Source organism: Exiguobacterium sp. 8A, from assembly GCF_902506275.1.
Classification (GTDB): Bacteria; Bacillota; Bacilli; order Exiguobacteriales; family Exiguobacteriaceae; genus Exiguobacterium; species Exiguobacterium profundum.
This window is the reverse complement of the sequence record NZ_LR733630.1, coordinates 1,029,123-1,050,881: the sequence shown is the minus strand read 5'-3', so window position 1 is coordinate 1,050,881 and position 21,759 is coordinate 1,029,123. Positions and strand designations below refer to the sequence as shown.

The 21,759-nt window shown below is 47.3% G+C and carries 20 protein-coding genes, 1 pseudogene and 1 other annotated feature (1 of these 22 cut by a window edge); of the genes and pseudogenes, 14 read left to right on the top strand and 7 right to left on the bottom strand.

Annotated features, from left to right (window positions below; translation table 11 throughout):
- Positions 1-53, top strand: a binding site (T-box leader) (it extends 145 nt beyond the left edge of the window).
- 47 nt (positions 54-100) lie between these two features.
- Positions 101-1,348, top strand: coding sequence for a tyrosine--tRNA ligase (gene tyrS, locus GVY42_RS05415; RefSeq protein WP_159562543.1), 1,248 nt, complete (start codon positions 101-103; stop codon positions 1,346-1,348).
- A gap of 96 nt (positions 1,349-1,444) precedes the next feature.
- A complete protein-coding gene (locus tag GVY42_RS05410) occupies positions 1,445-2,071 on the top strand; it encodes a GTP pyrophosphokinase family protein (RefSeq protein WP_159562542.1) in 627 nt (208 codons plus the stop codon).
- 35 nt (positions 2,072-2,106) lie between these two features.
- Here GVY42_RS05410 and rpsD read toward each other — a convergent pair whose 3' ends face one another.
- Together rpsD and GVY42_RS05400 are read right to left on the bottom strand one after the other, a co-directional pair.
- Complete coding sequence (gene rpsD, locus GVY42_RS05405) at positions 2,107-2,706, bottom strand: 30S ribosomal protein S4 (protein ID WP_031423120.1); 600 nt, start codon at positions 2,704-2,706, stop codon at positions 2,107-2,109.
- A gap of 223 nt (positions 2,707-2,929) precedes the next feature.
- Positions 2,930-3,412 carry a GAF domain-containing protein gene (locus tag GVY42_RS05400; RefSeq protein WP_012726740.1) on the bottom strand — a complete coding sequence of 161 codons (483 nt, stop codon included), beginning with the start codon at positions 3,410-3,412 and terminating at the stop codon, positions 2,930-2,932.
- 237 nt (positions 3,413-3,649) lie between these two features.
- Here GVY42_RS05400 and ezrA point away from each other — a divergent pair, with 237 nt between their 5' ends.
- Together ezrA and GVY42_RS05390 are read left to right on the top strand one after the other, a co-directional pair.
- Positions 3,650-5,380, top strand: a complete 1,731-nt coding sequence (gene ezrA / locus GVY42_RS05395) for a septation ring formation regulator EzrA (protein ID WP_031423123.1) — start codon at positions 3,650-3,652, stop codon at positions 5,378-5,380.
- A 74-nt stretch (positions 5,381-5,454) separates the two neighbouring features.
- Positions 5,455-7,026 (top strand): amidohydrolase, encoded by a 1,572-nt coding sequence (locus tag GVY42_RS05390; protein ID WP_159562541.1) that lies wholly within the window; start codon positions 5,455-5,457, stop codon positions 7,024-7,026.
- A 46-nt stretch (positions 7,027-7,072) separates the two neighbouring features.
- Here the strand turns inward: GVY42_RS05390 and GVY42_RS05385 are convergent, their stop codons facing one another.
- The gene (locus GVY42_RS05385; RefSeq protein WP_201302264.1) at positions 7,073-7,891 is read right to left on the bottom strand and encodes an NAD kinase; all 819 of its coding nucleotides are present in this window, start codon (positions 7,889-7,891) and stop codon (positions 7,073-7,075) included.
- A 149-nt stretch (positions 7,892-8,040) separates the two neighbouring features.
- On the opposite strand from GVY42_RS05385, the gene tpx reads away from it, so the two are divergent.
- The 4 genes from tpx (at position 8,041) to GVY42_RS05365 (ending at position 11,861) form a co-directional block, all read left to right on the top strand.
- A complete protein-coding gene (tpx, locus tag GVY42_RS05380; protein WP_159562539.1) occupies positions 8,041-8,529 on the top strand; it encodes a thiol peroxidase in 489 nt (162 codons plus the stop codon).
- A 96-nt stretch (positions 8,530-8,625) separates the two neighbouring features.
- On the top strand, positions 8,626-9,519 hold the full coding sequence (locus GVY42_RS05375; protein WP_074036496.1) for a class I SAM-dependent methyltransferase: 894 nt from the start codon (positions 8,626-8,628) through the stop codon (positions 9,517-9,519).
- Positions 9,520-9,638: 119 nt separating this feature from the next.
- Positions 9,639-10,850: an acetate kinase gene (locus tag GVY42_RS05370; RefSeq protein WP_012726734.1), complete on the top strand. Its 1,212-nt coding sequence runs from the start codon at positions 9,639-9,641 to the stop codon at positions 10,848-10,850.
- Between the two features lie 408 nt (positions 10,851-11,258).
- Positions 11,259-11,861 carry a 3D domain-containing protein gene (locus tag GVY42_RS05365; RefSeq protein ID WP_159562538.1) on the top strand — a complete coding sequence of 201 codons (603 nt, stop codon included), beginning with the start codon at positions 11,259-11,261 and terminating at the stop codon, positions 11,859-11,861.
- Between the two features lie 54 nt (positions 11,862-11,915).
- On the opposite strand, the gene GVY42_RS05360 is transcribed toward GVY42_RS05365, so the two are convergent.
- Positions 11,916-12,353 (bottom strand): universal stress protein, encoded by a 438-nt coding sequence (locus GVY42_RS05360; protein ID WP_012726732.1) that lies wholly within the window; start codon positions 12,351-12,353, stop codon positions 11,916-11,918.
- A gap of 183 nt (positions 12,354-12,536) precedes the next feature.
- On the opposite strand from GVY42_RS05360, the gene GVY42_RS05355 reads away from it, so the two are divergent.
- The 3 genes and pseudogenes from GVY42_RS05355 to GVY42_RS05345 form a co-directional block, all read left to right on the top strand.
- On the top strand, positions 12,537-13,262 hold the full coding sequence (locus tag GVY42_RS05355; protein ID WP_159562537.1) for an SDR family oxidoreductase: 726 nt from the start codon (positions 12,537-12,539) through the stop codon (positions 13,260-13,262).
- A 10-nt stretch (positions 13,263-13,272) separates the two neighbouring features.
- Positions 13,273-13,995, top strand: coding sequence for a metallophosphoesterase (locus tag GVY42_RS05350; protein WP_159562536.1), 723 nt, complete (start codon positions 13,273-13,275; stop codon positions 13,993-13,995).
- Between the two features lie 155 nt (positions 13,996-14,150).
- Positions 14,151-14,240: pseudogene (locus GVY42_RS05345) on the top strand (IS3 family transposase); the annotation flags it as partial.
- A 58-nt stretch (positions 14,241-14,298) separates the two neighbouring features.
- Here GVY42_RS05345 and GVY42_RS05340 read toward each other — a convergent pair.
- Positions 14,299-15,396: a Xaa-Pro peptidase family protein gene (locus tag GVY42_RS05340; RefSeq protein WP_159562535.1), complete on the bottom strand. Its 1,098-nt coding sequence runs from the start codon at positions 15,394-15,396 to the stop codon at positions 14,299-14,301.
- A 165-nt stretch (positions 15,397-15,561) separates the two neighbouring features.
- On the opposite strand from GVY42_RS05340, the gene GVY42_RS05335 reads away from it, so the two are divergent.
- Entirely contained in the window at positions 15,562-16,872 is a 1,311-nt protein-coding gene (locus GVY42_RS05335) for a DRTGG domain-containing protein (RefSeq protein ID WP_074036504.1), read from the top strand.
- Positions 16,873-16,913: 41 nt separating this feature from the next.
- On the opposite strand, the gene GVY42_RS05330 is transcribed toward GVY42_RS05335, so the two are convergent.
- A complete protein-coding gene (locus GVY42_RS05330) occupies positions 16,914-17,228 on the bottom strand; it encodes a YtpI family protein (protein ID WP_074033432.1) in 315 nt (104 codons plus the stop codon).
- A gap of 75 nt (positions 17,229-17,303) precedes the next feature.
- Between GVY42_RS05330 and GVY42_RS05325 the strand changes: the two genes are divergently transcribed.
- Entirely contained in the window at positions 17,304-18,272 is a 969-nt protein-coding gene (locus tag GVY42_RS05325; protein WP_074036506.1) for a bifunctional oligoribonuclease/PAP phosphatase NrnA, read from the top strand.
- Positions 18,273-18,288: 16 nt separating this feature from the next.
- On the opposite strand, the gene GVY42_RS05320 is transcribed toward GVY42_RS05325, so the two are convergent.
- On the bottom strand, positions 18,289-18,480 hold the full coding sequence (locus tag GVY42_RS05320; RefSeq protein ID WP_074036509.1) for a hypothetical protein: 192 nt from the start codon (positions 18,478-18,480) through the stop codon (positions 18,289-18,291).
- 103 nt (positions 18,481-18,583) lie between these two features.
- Here GVY42_RS05320 and dnaE point away from each other — a divergent pair, with 103 nt between their 5' ends.
- Positions 18,584-21,751: a DNA polymerase III subunit alpha gene (dnaE, locus tag GVY42_RS05315; protein ID WP_159562534.1), complete on the top strand. Its 3,168-nt coding sequence runs from the start codon at positions 18,584-18,586 to the stop codon at positions 21,749-21,751.
- The last annotated feature ends 8 nt before the right edge of the window (positions 21,752-21,759 follow it).

Sequence of the window (21,759 nt, the reverse complement as noted above, 5' to 3'; positions counted from 1 at the left end):
GCGGTCGCAAATTGCGACAAGTAGGGTGGTACCGCGGAATCTCCGTCCCTTCTCATATGAGAAGGGACGTTTTTTTATGTCAATCGAAGGAGTGGAACAAATGGAACTATTAAACGATTTAGAGTTTCGAGGACTTGTCAACCAAATGACAGATGAAGAAGGATTAAAAGAACAACTCAAGCAACCGACGACGTTATACACGGGATTTGATCCGACAGCGGACTCGCTTCACATCGGGCACTTGCTCCCGATCTTGACGCTGAAACGTTTCCAGCAGGCCGGCCATCAGGTCATCGCGCTTGTCGGTGGGGCGACAGGGATGATTGGTGACCCGTCTGGTCGTTCGGATGAACGTTCACTAAACACGTTGGATACGGTCAAGCTCTTCTCCGATCGCATCAAGGATCAGTTGAGCCGATTCCTTCCACTTGAAGGGGAGAACCCGATCACGATTCGCAACAACTACGAATGGACGGAAGAGATGTCAATCATTGACTTCCTGCGCGACATTGGGAAGCACTTCCCAATCAGTTACATGCTCGCGAAAGACTCTGTCGATTCACGTATGGAGAACGGGATCTCGTACACAGAGTTCTCTTACATGTTGCTCCAATCTTACGACTTCTTGAAACTATACGAGACAGAGAAATGTCGTCTTCAAGTCGGTGGAAGTGATCAATGGGGGAACATCACGGCAGGTCTTGAATTGATTCGTCGCTTTGGTCACTCTGAAAAAGCGTTCGGTCTCACCGTGCCACTCGTCACAAAGTCGGACGGACAAAAGTTCGGGAAGACAGCGGGCGGTGCGGTTTGGTTAGATGCGGATAAGACGTCGCCATATGAGTTCTACCAGTTCTGGATCAACGTCGACGATGCAGATGTCATCAAGTTCATCAAATACTTCACGTTCATGTCGCATGAAGAGATTGAGGCACTTGCAGCCGAAGTGACAGAAGCGCCTGAAAAGCGCGTGGCACAGCGCCGACTCGCAGAAGAGATGACAAAGCTTGTCCACGGTGAAGCAGGACTTGAACAAGCGGAGCGCATCACGAAAGCGTTCTTTAGCGGAGATTTGACGTCGCTTCAACCGGAAGATATGGAAGATGCGTTTAAAGGCATGCCGCAATTCGAACTTGACGGTGAACGCAACCTTGTCGACCTCCTCGTCGAAGCGAAGATCTCACCATCGAAACGTCAGGCACGTGAAGATGTGACGAACGGAGCGATTTACTTGAACGGCGAACGTGAACAAGCGCTCGATAAAATGATTACGCGCGAAGACACGCTCGGTGAATTCACCATCATTCGCCGTGGTAAGAAGAAATACTTTGTGATTCGTCACGTATAATCACGATGTCCGTTCCTCATTTGTTGAGGAATGGACTTTTTTTATACATGACGTGCGGTTCGGATTTGCTAAAATGGGAAGATAGGAGGGATGACGATGGAGATAGAAGAATTTTTCGGTGAGCAGTTCCATCAATGGCGCGAACACTTTCGTTATTATGAAATGGCGATCACGGAACTTGAGAGCGATCTCGGGATCATCGACTTGGACTGGCAGACGAGACTCGGGTATTCACCGATTGAACATGTGAAGACGAGAATGAAGACATTGCCGTCCATCGTGCGCAAGATGAAACGGAAAGACTTGCCTTTGGAAGTTTCGGCGCTTTGGGAACATGTGCACGATGTGGCGGGCATTCGGATTGTTACGAGCTTCCGCGACGATATTTATGAAATCTTGCGTCATCTAGAGGCGCGAGATGATTTAGATATCATCGAAATCAAAGATTACATCAAACATCCAAAACCGAGCGGGTATCGGAGCTTACATCTCATCGTGAAAACGAAAGTCTACTTGGCAGAACGAATCATCTGGGTGCCTGCGGAGATTCAGATTCGGACACTCGCCATGGACTTTTGGGCGGCAACGGAACATAAGCTTCAGTACAAATATCAACATGCCGTGCCAGAATCATCGAAAGAAGAGCTGATTGAAGCGTCACTCATGGCGGATGCCCTCGATACGCAAATGGGACGCATTCGACAAGAGATTTTGAAGAAATAAAAAAATCCCCTTCGTGAAGAAGGGGATAAAAAGCATTAACGTGAGTAGTACTCGACGATGAGTTGCTCTTTGATTTGGTCGTTGAGTTCAGCGCGTTCTGGGAGACGTACGAATGTACCTTCGAGTTTCTCAGCGTCAAACGATACGAAGTCTTTTGTAGCTGGTGCTACTTCAAGTGCTTCAGCGATTGCTTTTACGTTTTTCGACTTTTCACGAACAGCGATAACTTGACCTGGTTTTACGCGGTAAGACGCGATGTCAACGCGTGATCCATCAACAGTGATGTGACCGTGGTTGACGAGTTGGCGTGCTCCACGACGTGTGCGAGCGAGGCCGAAACGGTAAACGAGGTTGTCAAGGCGTGATTCGAGCAAGAACATGAAGTTCTCACCGTGGATGCCTGGCATTTTACCAGCATCGTTGAAGATGCGGCGGAATTGCTTCTCGTTCACTCCGTACATGTGACGAAGTGCTTGCTTCGCTTGAAGCTGAAGACCGTATTCTGAGATTTTCTTACGACCATTTCCGTGTTGACCTGGTGCGTAAGGACGTTTTGCTAATTCTTTACCCGTTTCGCTAAGCGAGATGCCTAAGCGACGCGAGAGTTTCCAAGCTGGACCTGTGTAACGAGCCATGATTGGACTCCTCCTTGTTGTTCATGTATTTTGCACAAAAGAACAACGGTGTCAAAGACGAGTAACGCCCCTTTCTAGGTGCAAGCACCTTCACTTGATAGCGAAGCTACGAGATGCCCCTCCGACAAAAGTCGAGGCCCGAAAGGTGGATACGTTTGTCTGTGACTGCTATCGTCATTTCATGCACAAAGATGAGTATACGATGAATACCATCTCTTGTCAATCAAATATAGCGAAGAAGTGTTTCGCAAAAACGTTCGAGTCCTTGACGGTCGATTTCTGAGAAACGGTCGAACTCCGGGCTGTCGATATCGAGCACGCCGATTGTTTTCCCGTCACGTACGAGAGGGACGACGATTTCAGAATTCGAAGCCGCATCACATGCGATATGACCGGGGAATTGATGAACGTCGGCCACGAGCTGTGTTTCTTGTGTAGCTGCCGCAGTTCCACAAACCCCTTTACCGAACGCGATGTGAACGCAAGCCGGGAGTCCCTGGAATGGTCCTAAGATTAGACTGTCTTCAGAATCAGTCACGTAGAATCCGACCCAGTTGATCCGATCTAAAAATTGGTTGAGTAAAGCGCTGGCGTTGGCAAGGTTGGCCACTGTATTTGTTTCGCCCTCTAATAATGCGGCGAGTTGCTTGTTTAATAGTTCGTAACCGGCTGTCAAATCACCTGAGTACGATGTCGTTTGGAACATATAAATTCCCCTCCATCTTTCGTGTTTTTAGAATTTAGCATTATGGTACACTCAAATTTAAGATTTGTCTTGTTAGAAAGTTCCGAAAAAATGAACAATCTCCACTGAAACCATTGGAAAACCTATGCAAATCGTTGGTTCTATAATATGATTAGGTATATCTATTCTTATAAAATACTTCTTTTTTTATATAAAGGTACATAAGTCCACGAAAGCGGCTTGGAGGTTGTGACAAAGATGGATTACGGAATTTATGGATTAATCATTGGAATCATCGTCGTCGTATTAGGCGGCATGTTGGGGAGTATGCTCATTCGAAGGAATTTTTACCAAAAAATTGACGACTTGGATATGAGGAAACAAAGTGTGCTCAGTGCGAGCATACCCGTCGAACTCCAGAAATTCAAACAGTGGCCGATGGAAGGGGAAACAAAAGAAAAGTTTGATCGTTGGCATCAATCTTGGGATGAGTTAGTGAGTGTACATGCAGGTCAAATCGATGAAGCGTTATACCGGGCTGAGGAAGACTTGGATAAATATCGTTTCATGAAAGTCAAAGCTGACTTGAATGCGACTGAACAACTCATTGAAGAGCTCGAGACGATGGTACACGCCATGCTCGATGAGATGGATGAATTTACGACGCATCACACCTCGCTTATGGACATTGTGAAGCAGGATGAGAAAGAGTTGTATCAGTTCCGCAAGACATTGAATTCACAAAACCATGCGTTCGGACCAACCTATGCATTGGTGGAACAAGAGATTGCCGCTGCCGAGGCGAAACGCAGTGAGATGATCAACTTAAAGCAGGTCGGTCAAGTTTCTGAAGCATTTGAAACCGGACAAGCCTTATCGAATCAAGTAGGACACATCCGTGAACTGATTCGGATCATTCCGCAATTTGTACGTACGGTTCAAGTGGAACTGAAACAACAACTTCAACAACTCCGGGCTGGACATAAAGAAATGCAAATGGACGGGTATGCGCTTGAACCACTTGGATTAATGGAAGAAATCGATCAAGCGGAAGATCGTCGAGAAGAGTTGATGGCTCGAATCGAACGCTTGGAATTTGATCATTTTGAAGAGGACATGCAACAGTTGAGCTCGGATATCGATCAATTATTCGAAGCATTCCGAACAGAGGTCGATGCCCGCCAATACGTGAAAAAAGAATTTGCGACGATACAAGAGCGCGAATTGCAATCTGCCGAAATCATGAATCACTTACAGACGGAAATGTCTCGACTTGTAAGCAACTATGAAATCAATGCACGCGTCGGAGAAGAGTTCGAACAATTAGAACGTGAACGAACGACTCTCACGGCGAATGTACTTGATATTGAACAAGCTCTCGTCGCGCAAATGTTACCGTTTAGTATGATCAAATCCAAAGTGCAGGAAGCGAAACGGTCACTTGACCAATTCAGTGCCATGCATGAGCGTTTCATTGAGGATACGAATTCATTACGTAAAGAAGAGCTTGAGGTCCGTCACAAGTTAGAAACGTGGAAAAAAGAATTGTCTGGGCATCGTCGCCTGTTAGCGAAAAGTGCGATGCCGGTTGTTCCGAATGATTTGTCAAACGACTTACGTCAGCTCCAAAAAGGTGTCCAGTCGTTAGACGAACAGTTTGACAAGGCACCGTTCAACATGACGTATATCGTCGGGCTTAGCCATGATGTCGAAGAGATGATGGATAACTTCCGTGACCGTGTCCATGCACTGATTCGTCAAGTGACGTATGCGGAACAGTTGCTCCAATATGCAAACCGCTTCCGTCGCCGTGACAACGAGGTCCATATCGCCTTGACGCTTGCGGAAAACAAGTTCTTGCATGGAGAGTATGGCACTGCGGTCGAAATCGGTGAGCGGGTGCTCGGTCGATTCGATGAGAACGGAGCCAATGAAATTCGTCAACGTGTGGATAAAGGGTTAGAACAGCAGGAATTGCTAAAAAAATAAACGATGCATGAAGATTGACGGAAACGGGAAAAACGTAGACGTCAATCTTTTTTCAATCAAGGAGGAATCGTCAGATGGGTACACTATGGGTCAACGGGAACATCTACACATTGAATAAACCAGGTGAGATGGAACGTGCCATGTTTATTGAGCATGGACGCGTCTTGAAGATGGGGGACGAGGGACATCTCCGACGTACATATGCGGGTCGCATCGAGGAGATTGTGAATTTGGAAGGGAAGAGTGTGTATCCGGCCTTTACCGATTCACATATTCACCTTGTCGGATACGGCGAAGCGCTCGACCGTGTCGATGCGAGTGAAGCGACGGATCTTCGAGAATTACTTGAAACGATGAAGCAACGAGGGTCGGACGACGATTGGATCGTCGCAGAAGGGTTTGATGATCGTCTGCTCGGTGACATGCCGACACGCGAGATGATTGATGAAGTGATTGACGACCGTCCTGTCGTGTTGAAGCGTGTCTGTCGTCACGTAGCCGTCGTGAACTCGAAAGGACTTGAACGACTTGGACTGATCCACCATACGGTGATCGAAGGTGGAAAACTTGGGCGAGATGAAGAAGGCAAATTGAATGGCGTCCTATATGATGCTGCACTAGATCTCTTATATAAAGAATTGAGTGGGAATCGTAAGAAAAATACCGCTTCTCTTCGCCGGGCGATCGATTCATTATTCGCACATGGAATCGTTGGTGCCCATACGGAAGACTTGTTCTATCATGGAGATCCGCTCGAAACGATTCAAGCGTACGAAGATGTACTGGATGAACTTCCGTTTCAAGCACACCTTCTCGTCCACGAACAGGTGGTGGATCGTGTCATCCAGCAAGATGCGATGACGCGTCGGAAACGGTTTGACTTCGGTGCGATGAAACTCTTTGTCGACGGTTCGTTCGGTGGACGCACCGCTCTGTTATCTGCACCGTATGCGGATGATCGGAGTCAACGAGGAATTGAAGTGCATCGACCAGATCATCTCGAGGCACTTGTGAAAAAAGCACGAACATACGGGATGAATGTGGCAGCGCATGTGATCGGTGATGCGGCGGTTGAGCAATTTGTCGGCCTGCTTGAAAAGTACCCTGCCAGAAAAGGGACACGAGATCGAATTATCCATGCCTCTTTATTGAATGACTCATTGATCAACCGAATCAAATCATTGCCTGTTTTGATTGATGCACAGCCGGTATTTTTATCGGATGACATGGACATGCTGTTCGAGCGGTTGGGCAATGAGCGTGTGCATGATGTCTATCGATTCAAGTCTTTACTCGATACGGGAGCATTGGTGTTAGGAGGAAGTGACGCGCCGATTTCATCTGTTGACGTTCGAAAGGGATTGTTTGGAGCGGTGATGCGACAATCGTTTCACGGGTCGAGCACGCTAAATCCGAGTGAACGTCTTTCGATGTATGAAGCTCTTCGCAGCTTCACATATTCGCCTCATGTTGCTACAGGGACGCACGGAAGAAACGGGCTATTGGTTCAAAGCTACAATGCCAACTTCACAGTATGGGATGAAGATTTCTTTAAATTGAGTGGGGAAGACATCCTGCACAACCGTCTTGTCATGACTGTCGTCGAAGGGCAACCAGTGTACGAAGCAGAAAAAGCCACGCTGTAAAAAAGAGTTGCTTCATCCGAAAGGGATGAAGCAACTCTTTTTTACATCAGAAGAATGAACGTTGCACTTTATGCCAGAACGAGTTGGTCCGAAGCTTGACAGTCTTGATGACCTGGTCCGAGAGTTCGATATCGATTCGGTCTGTGTACTTCAAGCTGAGCGCCTCGTTATCCATCCCAATAATCGGGTAGTCGTTGCCGTCTTCGACGATGCGGAGTGACAACTTACGCGAATCATGAACGATAAAGGATGAGCCGAGTGTGCGATAGCGATTGTTGTTGACCGAAGCGATCTCACTCACTTGCATACATGGGATGAGTGGGTCGACGACCGCACCGCTGAGAGATTTGTTATAGGCAGTCGATCCCGTCGGCGTCGATACAACCATTCCGTCCCCACGGAATGTTTCGAAATGTAGATCGTCGATATAGACCTCGATGGCGAGTGATTTGATAATACTTGATTTAATCGAAGCCTCATTTAAACAGAGGAGCGGTGTCGATTCGTTGATCGATGCTGAAAGAAGTGGATACTTCCGGACTTCGAGACCTTCTTCGATTCGCACCGAGTTGTCCGAGAAGAGGCGGTCGACTTCATCGAGTTTATGTATGTCGAAATCACAATAAAACTCGTTCAATCCACGACCGAAGCCAACGTAGATGGCGTCTTGACGAAAGCCTGTGTAGCGAACCGCCTGTAAAAATGCCCCGTCCCCGCCGACTGCAGCGATGATGTTCGCGTCCTCCGGTTGATTTACGATGTTGAACCCGTGTTTTTCCCCGATTTCTCTCAGTTTCTTCACTTCTTTTGTGAATTCGTTGACGTTACGATGGTACAAATAGACGTTGTTTCTCATCTGAGTCATCCCCTTTGTCAATGGTGTCCTCTTTATTATAACGTGTTTCTTCCTACCGATATAGGGAAAACTGAAACAGAGCCAAAAGCAGGAAGTTTGTCAAAGGCTCAAGTTCATCGATATGATGAACGAGTAACTACAACAAAGGGGATGAGTACATGCCAACATTTAAAGGGAACAACGTAACATTACAAGGAAATCCAGTGAAGGTAGGAGATCAAGCTCCTGATTTCCGCGTCTTGACGACTGCTTTAGAAGAAGTGACGTTAGCAACCTATCCGGGGAAAAAACTAATCAGTGTCATTCCTTCAATCGATACAGGCGTATGTGATGCACAAACGCGTGAGTTCAACGAAAAGGCCTCATCACTCGGTGGTACAGTCTTGACTGTATCGAACGATTTGCCGTTCGCACAGCGCCGTTGGTGTTCTGCATCTGGTTTAGATAACGTAGTCACCCTCTCGGACCACCGCGATCTTTCGTTCGCCAAAGCATATGGTGTTTTAATTGAAGAAATGCGTCTCCTTGCGCGTTCTGTATTCGTCGTCGATTCGAATGGCGTCGTCCAATATGTACAATATATGGATGAAATGACAGATGAAGTTGATTTCGCGGCGGCACTTGAGGCGTTCGAACAAGTGAATTGATTCGTTTGGCGAAATTGATTAAAATAGCTTACACTAGTACGTGAACCGACCGGTCCTCTCATGGGGGCCGGTTTTGTATGGAAAGGATGAACGAAAATGGAACGTTTTGAACAACTCTATCGTGATTGGAAGAAGGAAGCGAAGAAACTGGTCAACGACCTGGATGTATTACCGATCGAGGCACTCGTCCAAGTATTTGACCATGTTGACATTGAAAAAGAGAAGATGGACGATGTCCGTAAAGCAGTGAGTTTACTCGTCTTGGAAGAAACGACACAACTCCCCCCGAACAATCAACCGACACCGGATGCGGTCAGCCTATTTATGGGTTATCTAGCTTCGAAGCTACTTAAGGAAAACGCGACGATTCTAGATTTAGGTAGTGGGACAGGTACGTTGACGCACGCCGTTCTCTCTCAGTTAAAAGATGCGACAGCGCAAGCGGTCGAAGTGGATGAACTGTTGCTTCGTCTTTCCTATTCCATTAGTAACTTGTTAGGAGAACCAGTATCCTACTTCCATCAAGACGCCCTTGCTCCTCTGTTTGTTGAACCGAGCGACCTTTCCGTTGCTGACTTGCCAATCGGATATTATCCAAATGATGAAGTGGCAGCCGGATACGACATGAAACGAGAACAAGGACATGCCTATTCGCATTTCCTCTTGATGGAACAGGCGATTCGCCATACGAAACCAGGTGGGCATGGATTATTTGTCATCCCGAACAATTTGTTTGAACAGGATGACGAAGGGAAATTAAAACAATGGATGGACCGTGAGGCTGTTGTGAAAGGGGTCATTCAACTTCCGACGACGATGTTTAAAGACGAACGTTACGCGAAAAGCTTATTGCTCCTTCAAAAAGTAGGAGAAGGCGTCACACGGCCAAAACAAGCGCTATTTGTGGAACTTCCGTCATTCACTGATGTCAGAGCGGTAGCCAATGTTGTGAAACAGATTGATGATTGGTTCAAAACAACTCAAAAATAATGGACAAAATACTTGAAAAAGGTATGCAAAATCAAGTATCTTCATTATGATACAGTTATCAGTTTTAAATTGAACAGATAAAGATATGCGTTTAAAACGAAAGGTAAGAGGTGTATGACATGACGAAAATTATGGCAGTCAATGCGGGTAGTTCATCGCTCAAGTTCCAGTTACTCGAGATGCCAACGGAAGAGTTGCTCGCAGTCGGACTTGTAGAGCGTGTAGGGAAAGAAGATGCGATTTTTACAATCAAGTACGGTGAAGGACAGAAGTTCAACGTGGTCACACCACTTCACACGCACAAAGAAGCGGTTGAATTGACGTTGGAGAAGTTGATCGAATTGGATATCATCCAATCATTCGATGAGATTTCTGGTGTAGGTCACCGTGTGTTACACGGAAAAGAGTTGTATGCGGATTCGGTCGTCATTGACGATGAAGTCATGAAGAACATCGAATCGTTCACAGAGCTCGGACCACTTCACATCCCACCAAACTTGACAGGTATTCGTGCATTCCAGGCAATTTTGCCGAATGTCCCACAAGTAGCGGTATTCGATACAGCGTTCCACCAGTCAATGCCTGAAGAGAATTTCTTGTACAGTCTTCCTTATGAATACTATACAGAACATGGTGTACGTAAATACGGCTTCCACGGAACGAGCCACAAGTATGTCACACAGCGTGCGGCAGAACTTCTCGGTCGTCCGCTAGAAGACTTGCGTTTGATTTCATGTCACCTCGGTAGCGGTGCATCGATCGCTGCAGTAGCAGGTGGTCGCTCAATCGATACAACGATGGGCTTCACACCACTCGAAGGAATCACGATGGGAACGCGCTCAGGTTCTTTGGACCCTGCCCTCATCCCGTTCTTGATGCAAAAAACAGGGAAGTCTGCTGAAGATGTATTGAACGTCATGAACAAAGAGTCTGGCGTGTACGGTCTTTCTGGTATCTCAAGTGACTTGCGTGACATCGAGCAAGCGGCTGCAGAAGGCAACCATCGTGCAGAAGTTTCATTGAAAATCTTCTCGAACCGTATTCACGGTTACATCGGTCAATATGCGGCTGAAATGAATGGTGTCGACGCCATCATCTTCACAGCAGGTGTCGGTGAGAACTCGGACGTCATCCGTGAACGCATCCTTCGCGGTCTTGAATTCATGGGTGTCTACTGGGATCCTTCACTTAACAACGGTGCTCGCGGAAAAGAGTTGTTCATCAACTATCCGCACTCACCAGTTAAAGTCATCATCATCCCGACGAACGAAGAATTGGTCATCGCGCGCGACACGGTACGCATTGCAAACCTTGTCGAAGCACACGCATAATATGAAACGAACCCACGTTACTTCCTGTAACGTGGGTTTTTTTATGAGTCTTTTTTACTAATGTGAAGAATCGGAAGTAGGACAAATGTTTTCTCCTTTGTAACATTAGGCGCTATATTTGCATCGTTTTGCAATGTTTATGACATGAATAAACCATATATTGGATGTAAATTTATAAAAATATCTCGTATTCGATTTAAATGTCCAATCTAACATGATAAACCGTTAATTTTGACATCGATTTGTAATGTTCGTGTCACTCAAATGAACAGGAAGTGTAACGGCACTGACTGATGTTTCGTCATATAGTTATCTGGACGAAATATTCAATTGGAGTGACAAGTCACTCGTTCGATAGATGATGATATGAAATGAAACCAAATTGACGAAGAGAGGACGAATAAACGTATGTTGAAAAAAATCATGACGCTCTTACTTCTCGCCATCGCCGTATTTGCATTTGCTCTACCAACTTCACCAGTAGAAGCAGCTACGAAAAAAGTATATGTTGCAACAAAGTCAGGTTCGAAGATGGTCTATGCAGAAGGGAAATCAAATGCACGAGTGATTGGGAAGATGACGGCGAGTGATCGTCTTCAACGTACAGGTTCTCGAGGTGCTTGGATTCGCGTGAACTATAAAGGGAAGGCCGGATGGGTTCCTACAAAGAACTTACGTACTGTAAGTGCTCCTAAACCAATCAAACCAGCAAGCGTGAAGACGTATACGATGAAAGCGTCGGCATATACACCGTACTGCAAGGGATGTTCAGGTAAGACAGCACTTGGATGGAACGTTCGTACCCAAAAGCGAAATGTAGTCGCGGTAGACCCGCGCGTCATTCCACTCGGAACGAAAGTACAAGTATTCGTAGGGGGCAAGTCGATGGGTACCTACACGGCAGCTGACACTGGTGGCGCCATCAAAGGAAATAAAATTGACATCTTAATGTATTCGCAAAATGCAGCGATTCAATTTGGTCGTAAAACGGTTACAGTCAAGGTGTTATAATGCATAGGAAAAGGGTCTTGCGATTGCGCAAGACCCTTTTTGATGGATGGGTGATTATTGACGAACGATAAGGACGTCACATTTCGCATAACGGACGATGCTTTCAGAAACGCTTCCGATAAAGAACCGTTCAACGGCGTTTAAACCTGTCGCACCACAAATAATAAGATCAATATCATGGTTAGGTGCAATCTTTTTCGCAATCGTCACTTTCGGGGAACCGTATTCAATCACCGTTTCGACTTCTTTTACGCCACGCTCTTTCGCGCGATTGACATAGTCTTCAAGCAACTCTTTCGCATATGTCTCGGCACGCTCTGTGATTGTGCGGTCGTAAGCTTCTACAGTCGCAAACGTACGCGTATCAATCACATGACCAACGTACAGTTTTCCTTCGTTACGAATCGCGACATCGATTGCTGTTTCAAATGCACGTTCTGCCTCTTTAGAGCCGTCAACGGCAGATAAAATGTGTTTGTATACAATTGCCATGTAAATCCCAACCTTTCGCTCGAAATATACGTTCGGCTTACATATATAGTATACCACTTCTTTCAGTTTTCACGCTTTTTCGCCATGAAAATGCGTGAATTTTTTCATGACGATGTTCACGACATGTCCAAGTTTGGAATTCGTGTGAAAGAACGGGTAAAATAAGGCGGAGGAGGTAGGGCGATGAAACATGTAATGATTACATCTGGTGCCAAAGGGATCGGACGCGTAGTGACGGAGCGTCTGTTACAAGATGGGTGGCACGTCAGCATTTTGCAACGGAATCCGATTGACTGGGAACATGAACGGATACATATGATCGAGGCCGGATTGACGGACCGCGAACAACTGCTCTCAGCCTATGAGGAAGCGGTCGAACGTTTTGGTGAACCGAACGCCTTGATTTTAAATGCAGGTCCATATATCTTTGAGCGGAAACCGCTCGTCGAATTGACAGACGAAGAGTGGGACGAAGTACTCACGGGCAACCTGTCCGCCTCATTTTGGTTGATGCGTCGTGCGATTCCTTCCATGCGCTCAAATCGATTTGGACGCATCATCTCGTATGGGTTTCCGGAAAGTGGGACGGCCCCTGGCTGGATCCATCGTTCTGCGTTTGCCGCTGCAAAGACGGGACTCGTCAGTTTGACAAAATCGGTCGCGCTAGAAGAGGCCCCGTTCGGGATTACGGCGAACATGGTCAATCCGGGCAATATCGTCGGCTCTCAAAAGGAGATGCGCATTGATGAAGCGGAAGTGGATGAAGGAACTCCGGTCGGTCGACACGGGACAGGAGAAGATATCGCGCGTTTGATTTCGTTCTTATTACAAGAAGACTCGGACATGATCACAGGTGCCATCATCGATGTGACAGGCGGCGTCAACGTCGTCCATCAATACCGAAAGTGAGGGGAACGCGATGAAGATTGGAGTGGTCACGGACGTTCATGGAAATCTCGAGGCGTTGGAGGCTGCACTTCAAGTCATGGATGCGGAGCGGGTCGACGTCATCTGGTCGCTCGGTGACATGATTGCAATGGGACCGGACTCTAATGCGGTCATGGAGCGTTTGTTAGACCGGGGAACGCATATGATTTCTGGGAATCATGATGAAGCGGTCCTTTCCCTTTTGGCTGGACACGGTCATCCAGAAAGTTATGCTCATACGCGCCCCCACCATGAGTGGGTTGCGCGTCATCTAGAGACTCGATATGCGGATGTCCTCGAATCCCTTCCACGAACAATGTCCGTCAAAATGGTTGGCGAAACGCTGTTCGGCATTCATTATCATATCCCGACCGAACGACGCCACGCCACGATTGTCGAAGAACCGTTTCACGAGATTCTCGAACCGACACTGGAAAATATGCAGCGACTGTATGGAGCATATACAGGAGAAATCGTGTTATTCGGACATCACCATCCTGTCCATCTGTTTGAAGATGACACCAAGCGCTACGTCAATCCTGGTGCGCTCGGAGTGGCGAAAGATGACCTGGCTCGCTTTGCCATATTATCTGAAGGAGAAACCGGGATTGCTCTTGAACTGAGGGCGGTCCCATATGACAAACGTGCCTTTTTAGAGAAGATGGAACGTTATGACGTACCGCAACGGGATGTCATGCTGCGCTTGTTTTATTAAGATATGTAAAAAAGTGCGATCCTTGAGATGAACTGCACCCCAATTGTTAGACACATCTAACAATTGGAGGTGCAGTTTTTTAATGACTAAATTTACAACTGATCAAAAGTTAAGCGCCGTCATGGCCTATCGGGAAGGGAAAGATAGTATGAATGTACATAGACTATTACAACACACGACGAATCAAGGCAAAATTAAAACTGAGTCCGGTGCAATACCGGACCCAGTTCGTTCACGTAGCCTAGATGAAATAACCGTGTCTAACTTTTAGGGGTCACTTCAGAGAATGGATCGCACTTTTTGTCATTCAATCTCTTGAAGTGTTTTCGGATAACTCGTCAATGTGATGGGACCACTTTCTGTCATGACGAGATCGTCTTCAATACGGACTCCGCCGACTCCCGGTAGATAGATACCCGGTTCGACTGTGAACGTCATCCCGACTTGGGCGGTCATGTCATTGTTCGCTGCCATCGAGGGGTGTTCGTGTACTTCGATTCCAATTCCGTGACCGATTCGATGAGTGAAGTATTCACCATATCCTGCAGACGTGATGACTTGTCGTGCCGCGATATCGATTGCGCCGAGTGTCGTACCGACGTTCGCTATCTCGATTGCGGCTTCCTCAGCCTGAAGAACCGTTTCGTAAATCTCACGTTGTTTGCGACTCGCCTCACCGAAGACAACCGTCCGTGTGATGTCTGAACAGTATCCCTGCCAGACGACACCGAGGTCGAACAAGGCAAAATCTCCTTTTTTCAAGCGGTTGTTGCCTGGGACACCGTGAGGGTCGGCACTATTCTCACCGAACAAGACGAGCGTGTCGAACGACATTTCACGGACGCCTTGCTGTTTCATGGCGTATTCAATATCCGCGATGACCTCGAGTTCTGTCACGCCTTCACGGAGGGAGCGGATCCCGGCTTCGATGGCCATATCTGCCAACTCGGCGGCCCGCTTCATGATCCGGACTTCATCCGGTGATTTGATCATACGTAACGTTTGGAGCTCGTCTGTCAAATCGATAATTGACAGACCGGCAAAACCGGCGCGAAGCTGCTCGACTCGGTTGAATGTCAAATGCTCCCCTTCGATTCCGATTCGTTCAGGAACGATTTGGTTATCGAGGAATAACTTGACGATTTTGTCCCATGGGTTTTCATGGTCCATATACGTCACGATTTCACCTGACCAGTCACTCGCTTCGACAATCCCTTTTTCAAGTGCTGGGCAGATGATGGCAGTTGTGCCGTTCTTCAAAACTAAAATGGCGATCAATCGCTCGTGCGCTTCCGCGTATACTCCCGAGAAATAAAACGCGGATGCTTTCGACGTGATGAATGCTGCATCTAACCCTTTTGTCGCTAGAGATTGTGCAATTTGATTGGTGCGTTGATTCAAGTTGAATCCCTTCCCTTCTACCTCTTACGTTGACTACTCGTCTATTATAGCTGTTTCGAAAACAGAAAGGAAATGTTGCAATTTGATTGGTACAGTTTGAACTAGTTCGACTGATACAGTATACTGAATAGAGTAGAAAATGTATTGAGAGAAGGGACTCCGCGTATGACCACAAAACATGAACAGATCATAGCACATATCGAGTCACTCGATGTAGGGTCAAAAATTTCGGTCCGCCAAATCGCCAAAGAGTTGGCTGTATCAGAAGGTACGGCTTATCGGGCCATCAAAGAAGCTGAGAACCTAGGTTTCGTATCAACCATTGAACGGGTGGGGACGATTCGGATCAAGCGAAAACATAAAGAAAATATTGAAAAGCTGACATTCGCCGAAGTCGTCAATATCGTCGATGGTCAGGTGTTGGGCGGACGTAACGGTCTCCACAAGACGCTATCGAAATTTGTAATCGGTGCCATGAAGCTCGAGGCGATGATGCGATATATCGATGTCGACTCACTCGTCATCATCGGAAACCGCGAGAAAGCGCATGAACTCGTCTTACAATCAGGTGGGGCTGTGTTGATCACAGGGGGATTCGACACAACGGATGAAGTGAAACGAATGGCAGATAAGTATGATATGCCTGTCATTTCTACATCCTATGACAGTTTTACCGTCGCGACGATGATCAACCGAGCCATCTATGACCGTCTAATCAAAAAAGAGATTTTACTCGTCTCAGATATCGTCATCCCGCTCCACGATACGTTCTATCTGAAGTCAGATGACACAGTGAAACGTTGGCACGAGCTGAATGAACGGACGAAACATAATCGGTATCCCGTCATCGATGAACAGATGAAAGTGGTCGGCGTGATCACGGCAAAGGATGTCATTGATAAATCACACGACTATGATATTGAGAAGGTCATGACGAAAAGTCCGATTACAGTAGGCGTACAAACGAGTGTCACCAATGCCGCGCACCAGATGGTGTGGGAAGGGATCGAGATGTTACCTGTCGTTGATAACTACGGACGTCTGCTTGGGATTATTAGCCGCCAAGATGTGCTGAAGGCGTTGCAACTGGCGAATCGACAACCGCAAGTCGGTGAGACGTTCGATAACATGATCACGAACCAGCTGAAAGAAGATCCTGCATCGAACGGGACGGCCTTCACGGTTGAAGTGGCCCCACAGATGACGAGTCATATGGGGACCGCCTCATCTGGCGTGTTGACGACCTTGTTGGTCGAGGGGGCGACGCGAAGTTTGCGTCATATGAAGAAAGGCGATCTCGTGGTTGAGAATATCACCGTCTATTTCATGAAGCCGATTCAAATTGAAAGTCAGATTCGAGTGTCGGCCCATGTCTTCGACCTCGGTCGGAAGTTCGGGAAAGTGGATGTGGAGATGACGCAAGGGACACAACTTGTCGCCAAAGCGCTCGTCACGGCACAACTCATCGATCGGTAATAAAAAGAGCACCTGCTACAGCGCGTAGCAGGTGCTCTTTTTCATGATGGCGTATTCGTCGGTTCTTCTGCGGCGAGAGGGTAAATTTTGCGGTAACGGATAAATCCGACAACAGCATTCCCTAAACCGACGACTAACATGACGATGCTGACAATCCAACCGACAGATGAATTCAGACCGAATCCCCCGACCATTTGGTTCGCAGCGAACAATGCGAGGAATAAACTTAACCAGATCAACGCTTGCGTGTTGAACAACGCTTTTCGGTTTGGCGTCTTTGTCAAAAAAGCGCGGCGCTTGAAGACAAGGTACGCACCGAGCGCGAACAAAATGAGTCCAATCATGACAAGTTGCAAGTGAAGGAACCCCTTTCTATCTCGTAATCTGTTATCATCATACCATAATAGTGTGTAGGAAAGTGAGGAATCATCATGACGCAATGGCAGGAAGCGGATACAATCAAATCAGAAATTGAGGCGGCTGACACCATTTTCATTCACCGCCACGTACGACCAGACCCTGATGCGTTGGGGAGCCAGCTTGGTTTACAGCGCATTCTAAAATCGGTTCATCCGGAGAAGCAAATCTATGTGGTCGGTGGCATGGTTCCAGACCTCGAGTTTTTAGGAAAGATGGAACATGTCGAAGAAGAAATGTATCAAGACGCGCTCGTCCTTATATTAGATACGGCGAATCAAGAGCGAATCGATGGACCATTTGCGCTAAAAGGGAAGACAATCATTAAAATCGATCATCATCCCGATGAAGATCCATATGCGATGACACAGATTGTCGATACCTCGGTCAGTTCGACGTCTGAGATGATTGTGGAACTCGCGGACATTTGGAGATATCCAATCGACCAAGAGGCGGCATTTTTACTCTATGCCGGCATCGTAGGCGACACAGGACGATTCCAGTTTCGAAATGCTACGGCCCGAACGTTTGAGATTGCTTCGGCGCTGATCGCGAAAGACATCGATACGAATAAATTGTACCGACACATGTATAAGACCAACTTAGCGACTCTTCAGTTACAAGGGTACGTGTTACAGCACGTCAATGTCACAGAAGAAGGCGTCGGCTATGTGAAGATTGACAAGGACGTGCTCCGGACGTTCCATGCATCCCCGGAAGCGGCATCGCAACTCGTCAATAGCTTCTCTGGCCTCGAAGGATTGAAATGTTGGGTCATGTTCGTGGAAAACAAAGAAGAGATTCGTGTGCGCATCCGGTCGAAAGGTCCTGTCATCAATGAAGTGGCCAAGCGATACCGTGGGGGAGGTCATCCGATGGCGGCTGGTGCCACGATTGACACATGGGATGAGATGGATGACGTGATTGCGGCTTTGAATGAAGTGGCGGGGGAATTCACGTTTGAAGAAAATGAAGAGAGCTGACCGAGGTCAGCTCTCTTCATTTGTCTCCATTTTCCTTTGGGATGAACCATGTACCTCGTTCGGTCACGTCCTCGACGACGTCGAGCTGATACTCAGTAATGTACTTACGGAGCCGGTCGATGATTTCTGGGCTGTCGGCAAACACTGTTTGACCATGCTGTAATTTTTCTAACTTATCGCGTGCAATCTGTCCCCGATTGATAATCATACGCTTTTACCCCCTTTTGTCGTGAGTTTTGTCTATAATTATTGTATCAGAGAAGTGATGAATTGAGTTTGACAATTCCATTAATATAGAAAGGAGGCCAACGATGATTCATCTGAATGTCAGAACTGCTTATAGTTTACTACAAAGTACAATCCGGTTAGAGCAATATGTCTTGCAGATGACCGAACGGGGAAGTCGTTCCGTGGCGATCGCAGACGATGCGTTCTATGGGGTTCCGACATTTTTGTCATATTGCCAACGATATGAGGTGAAACCGCTCATCGGACTGAGAACGGTCCTCCGATTGGATGGGTTAGACGTATCCGTGATTGTGTATTCATCTAACGAAACGGAGCTTAAGGAACAATATCGTATCATCCAGGCGGGAGGAATTGAAGGACGGACAACGATGCCGCTGATCGTACTACCTGAAAATTGGAAAGCGAGTGATCCGGTTCACCGGCGTCGCCTTTATCATCAACTCTTGTCGTTTGTCGATGAAGAGAAGCTGTGGCTCGGACTCCCGGCACCTCAGACTACGGAACAGGTACAAGTGTTGAAACAACTTCGTCTCATGCGCGAAGAGCTTGCTGTCCAATTGATTCCGGCCCCTGAAACGAGATACATGAGACCGGAAGATGTGGAAGGATTCCGAGCCATTTCTGCCATTCGCGAAGGGGACGTGATGTCGAATGAAGACGTGCGACAAAAAGGATTGCACGTTCGACTACCGAGTGAAATGAATGACTGGTTCACAACAGAAGAATTATCGGAACTGGATCGATTCGAGGCATTGATTCGACTGGATCATCTACCACGTGCGGAAGGGGCGATTCCAGAAATTCCGGATGCCGATCAAAAGCTGAAACGACTTGTCGGTGAGCGGTTGAAGGCGATGGAACTCGTGAAAGAACCTTACATCGAGCGGGCAAAGTTTGAGCTTGAAGTCATCGCCAATACCGGATTTTCTTCCTATTTCTTGATCGTGGAAGACATCGTTCGGTTTGCTCGAGAATCTGGGATTGAAGTAGGTCCGGGGCGTGGATCGGCAGCAGGTTCACTCGTCAGTTTTGCCCTCCATATCACGGAAGTCGATCCGGTTCATTACGGGTTGTTGTTCGAACGATTCTTAAATCCAGAGCGTGTGTCGATGCCAGACATAGATCTCGATTTTGAAGATGAACGTCGTGAGGAAGTGGTTTCTTACGTACTATCAAGATACGGTCATACGCATGCCGCACAGATCGGGACACTTGCCACGTTCGGTGCGAAAGCGGCAATTCGAGACGTTGCGAGAGCGCTCGGGATGACCCTTGAGGAAGGGCAGGCTGCGAGCAAGCAAGTGAAAGCCGGAGGACTTGATGAACTGATGTCGAGCCAGAAGCAGATGAAGTGGTTTGCCGGTAGCCAAAAGCGTCAGCAGTTATTACGGATTGCCAAACAGCTAGAAGGTTTGCCGCGTCAATCCTCCGTTCACGCGGCAGGAGTGGTGCTCAGTCGTCAACCGATTGAAGAAGTGACTCCGCTCCAACCCGAACTTGAAGAACACGTGACCCAATATAATATGAAGGATTTGGAAGAGGTCGGGCTTCTGAAAATTGACTTGCTCGGATTACGAAACTTGAGTCGCTTGCGAAAGATGGAGGATTTGATTCGAGAAAGTGATGCGCTGTTCTCTCTGAAAACAATTCCGTTAAACGATGCTCGGACGTATCGATTGCTTGCGAGAGGTGAGACGGACGGAATCTTCCAATTTGAATCGACCGGGATGAAGCAAGCGCTTCGACAAGTGAAACCGACTGAGTTTGAAGATATCGTTGTCACGATGTCACTCTATCGACCGGGACCGATGCAATTCATCGAAACGTATGCGAAGCGAAAACACGGTATGCCTTACCAACCAGTCCACCCAGACGTAGAAGACGTCATGAGACCGACATACGGTGTACTCGTCTATCAAGAACAGGTGATGAAACTTCTCCGTAAACTCGGAGGCTATTCCTATGCGGAAGCGGATTTGGTCAGACGTGCTATTGCCAAAAAGGATACCGGAACGATTGCTCGGGAACGAGAACGATTTTTGCAACAAGCAAAAGCGGGAGACCAGGACGTCTTGGCGCAAATCTTTTCATGGATTGAAAAGTTTGCCGGGTACGGATTTAACCGCTCTCACGCTGTCGCCTACAGTTTGATCAGTTACCGATTGGCTTACGTCAAAGCACATTTCCCTCGTGTCTTTCATGTGGTGACATCAGAAAAAACAACGGAACTTGTCAGACTGTTACGGAAAGATCAAATTCCGGTGTATCCACCGGACGTCTTACATGGTCACGCTGACGCGACACTTGAGGGACCGGGCGTCCGGCTCGGGTTGAAGGCGGTTCAGGGTTTGACCAAACGTGATGTGGACCGACTGATTGAACTGAACGGGCAGTTGAAAGATGTCAGAACGCTTCAAGAAGCCATGGAGTGGAAAAATAAAGACCAACTGAAATTACGTCGATTACTTGGTGCGGGCGCGCTCGACCGGATGTATCACGGTGACCGGACACATGCCTTTGAAGCAGTCGAACGTTTGCGAGAAGAAGCGGGAACACATTTTTTACCCGATGAGCTGTCTTCACTCGGACTTAAACAGAAAAAAGTGAAAGAACCGAATTGGTCTGAAGAAGAGAGGGAGGCGCTCGGGACATGGGTGGTCCACTCTCCATTGATGGCACTTCCGGATATCGGGATCGAACCGTCTACAATTGAAGAAGTCATGAATGGAACAAACGGTTATCTCGTCGTATATGTAGATGACGTACGTACGTTCATGACAAAAAAACAAGAACGGATGGGTGTTCTCATGGTGGACGATGGCATGACGCAAGACGAGGTCGTCGTGTTTCCTCGCACATTCGCGCAGTTTGGACGGTCCCTCTATGCCGGTAACATCTTGTTACTCGAGGTCCATTCGAATGAACGGGATGGTCGCAAGCAATTGATTGTCGAACGGATTCGACCGTTACACGGGCAAGCCTTATTCATCCGGCTCACACTCGACCGCTTCCCTGAATTGGAAGATTGGATTCAACGAGCACAAGGGGATGTCCCAGTTGTATGCCGATTCACGGATTCGAAGGAAGTGAAACAACTGGCTTCAGCTTTTTCAATCAATCCGAATGAAGAGTATGTGGCGGAAGCGAAAAGACGGTTCGGGGAAGAAAATGTCGTACTGAAACGAATCGATACAAAAATGGTTGGCCCAGAAACTAGTACCAAGTCCTAAAAAGTGAT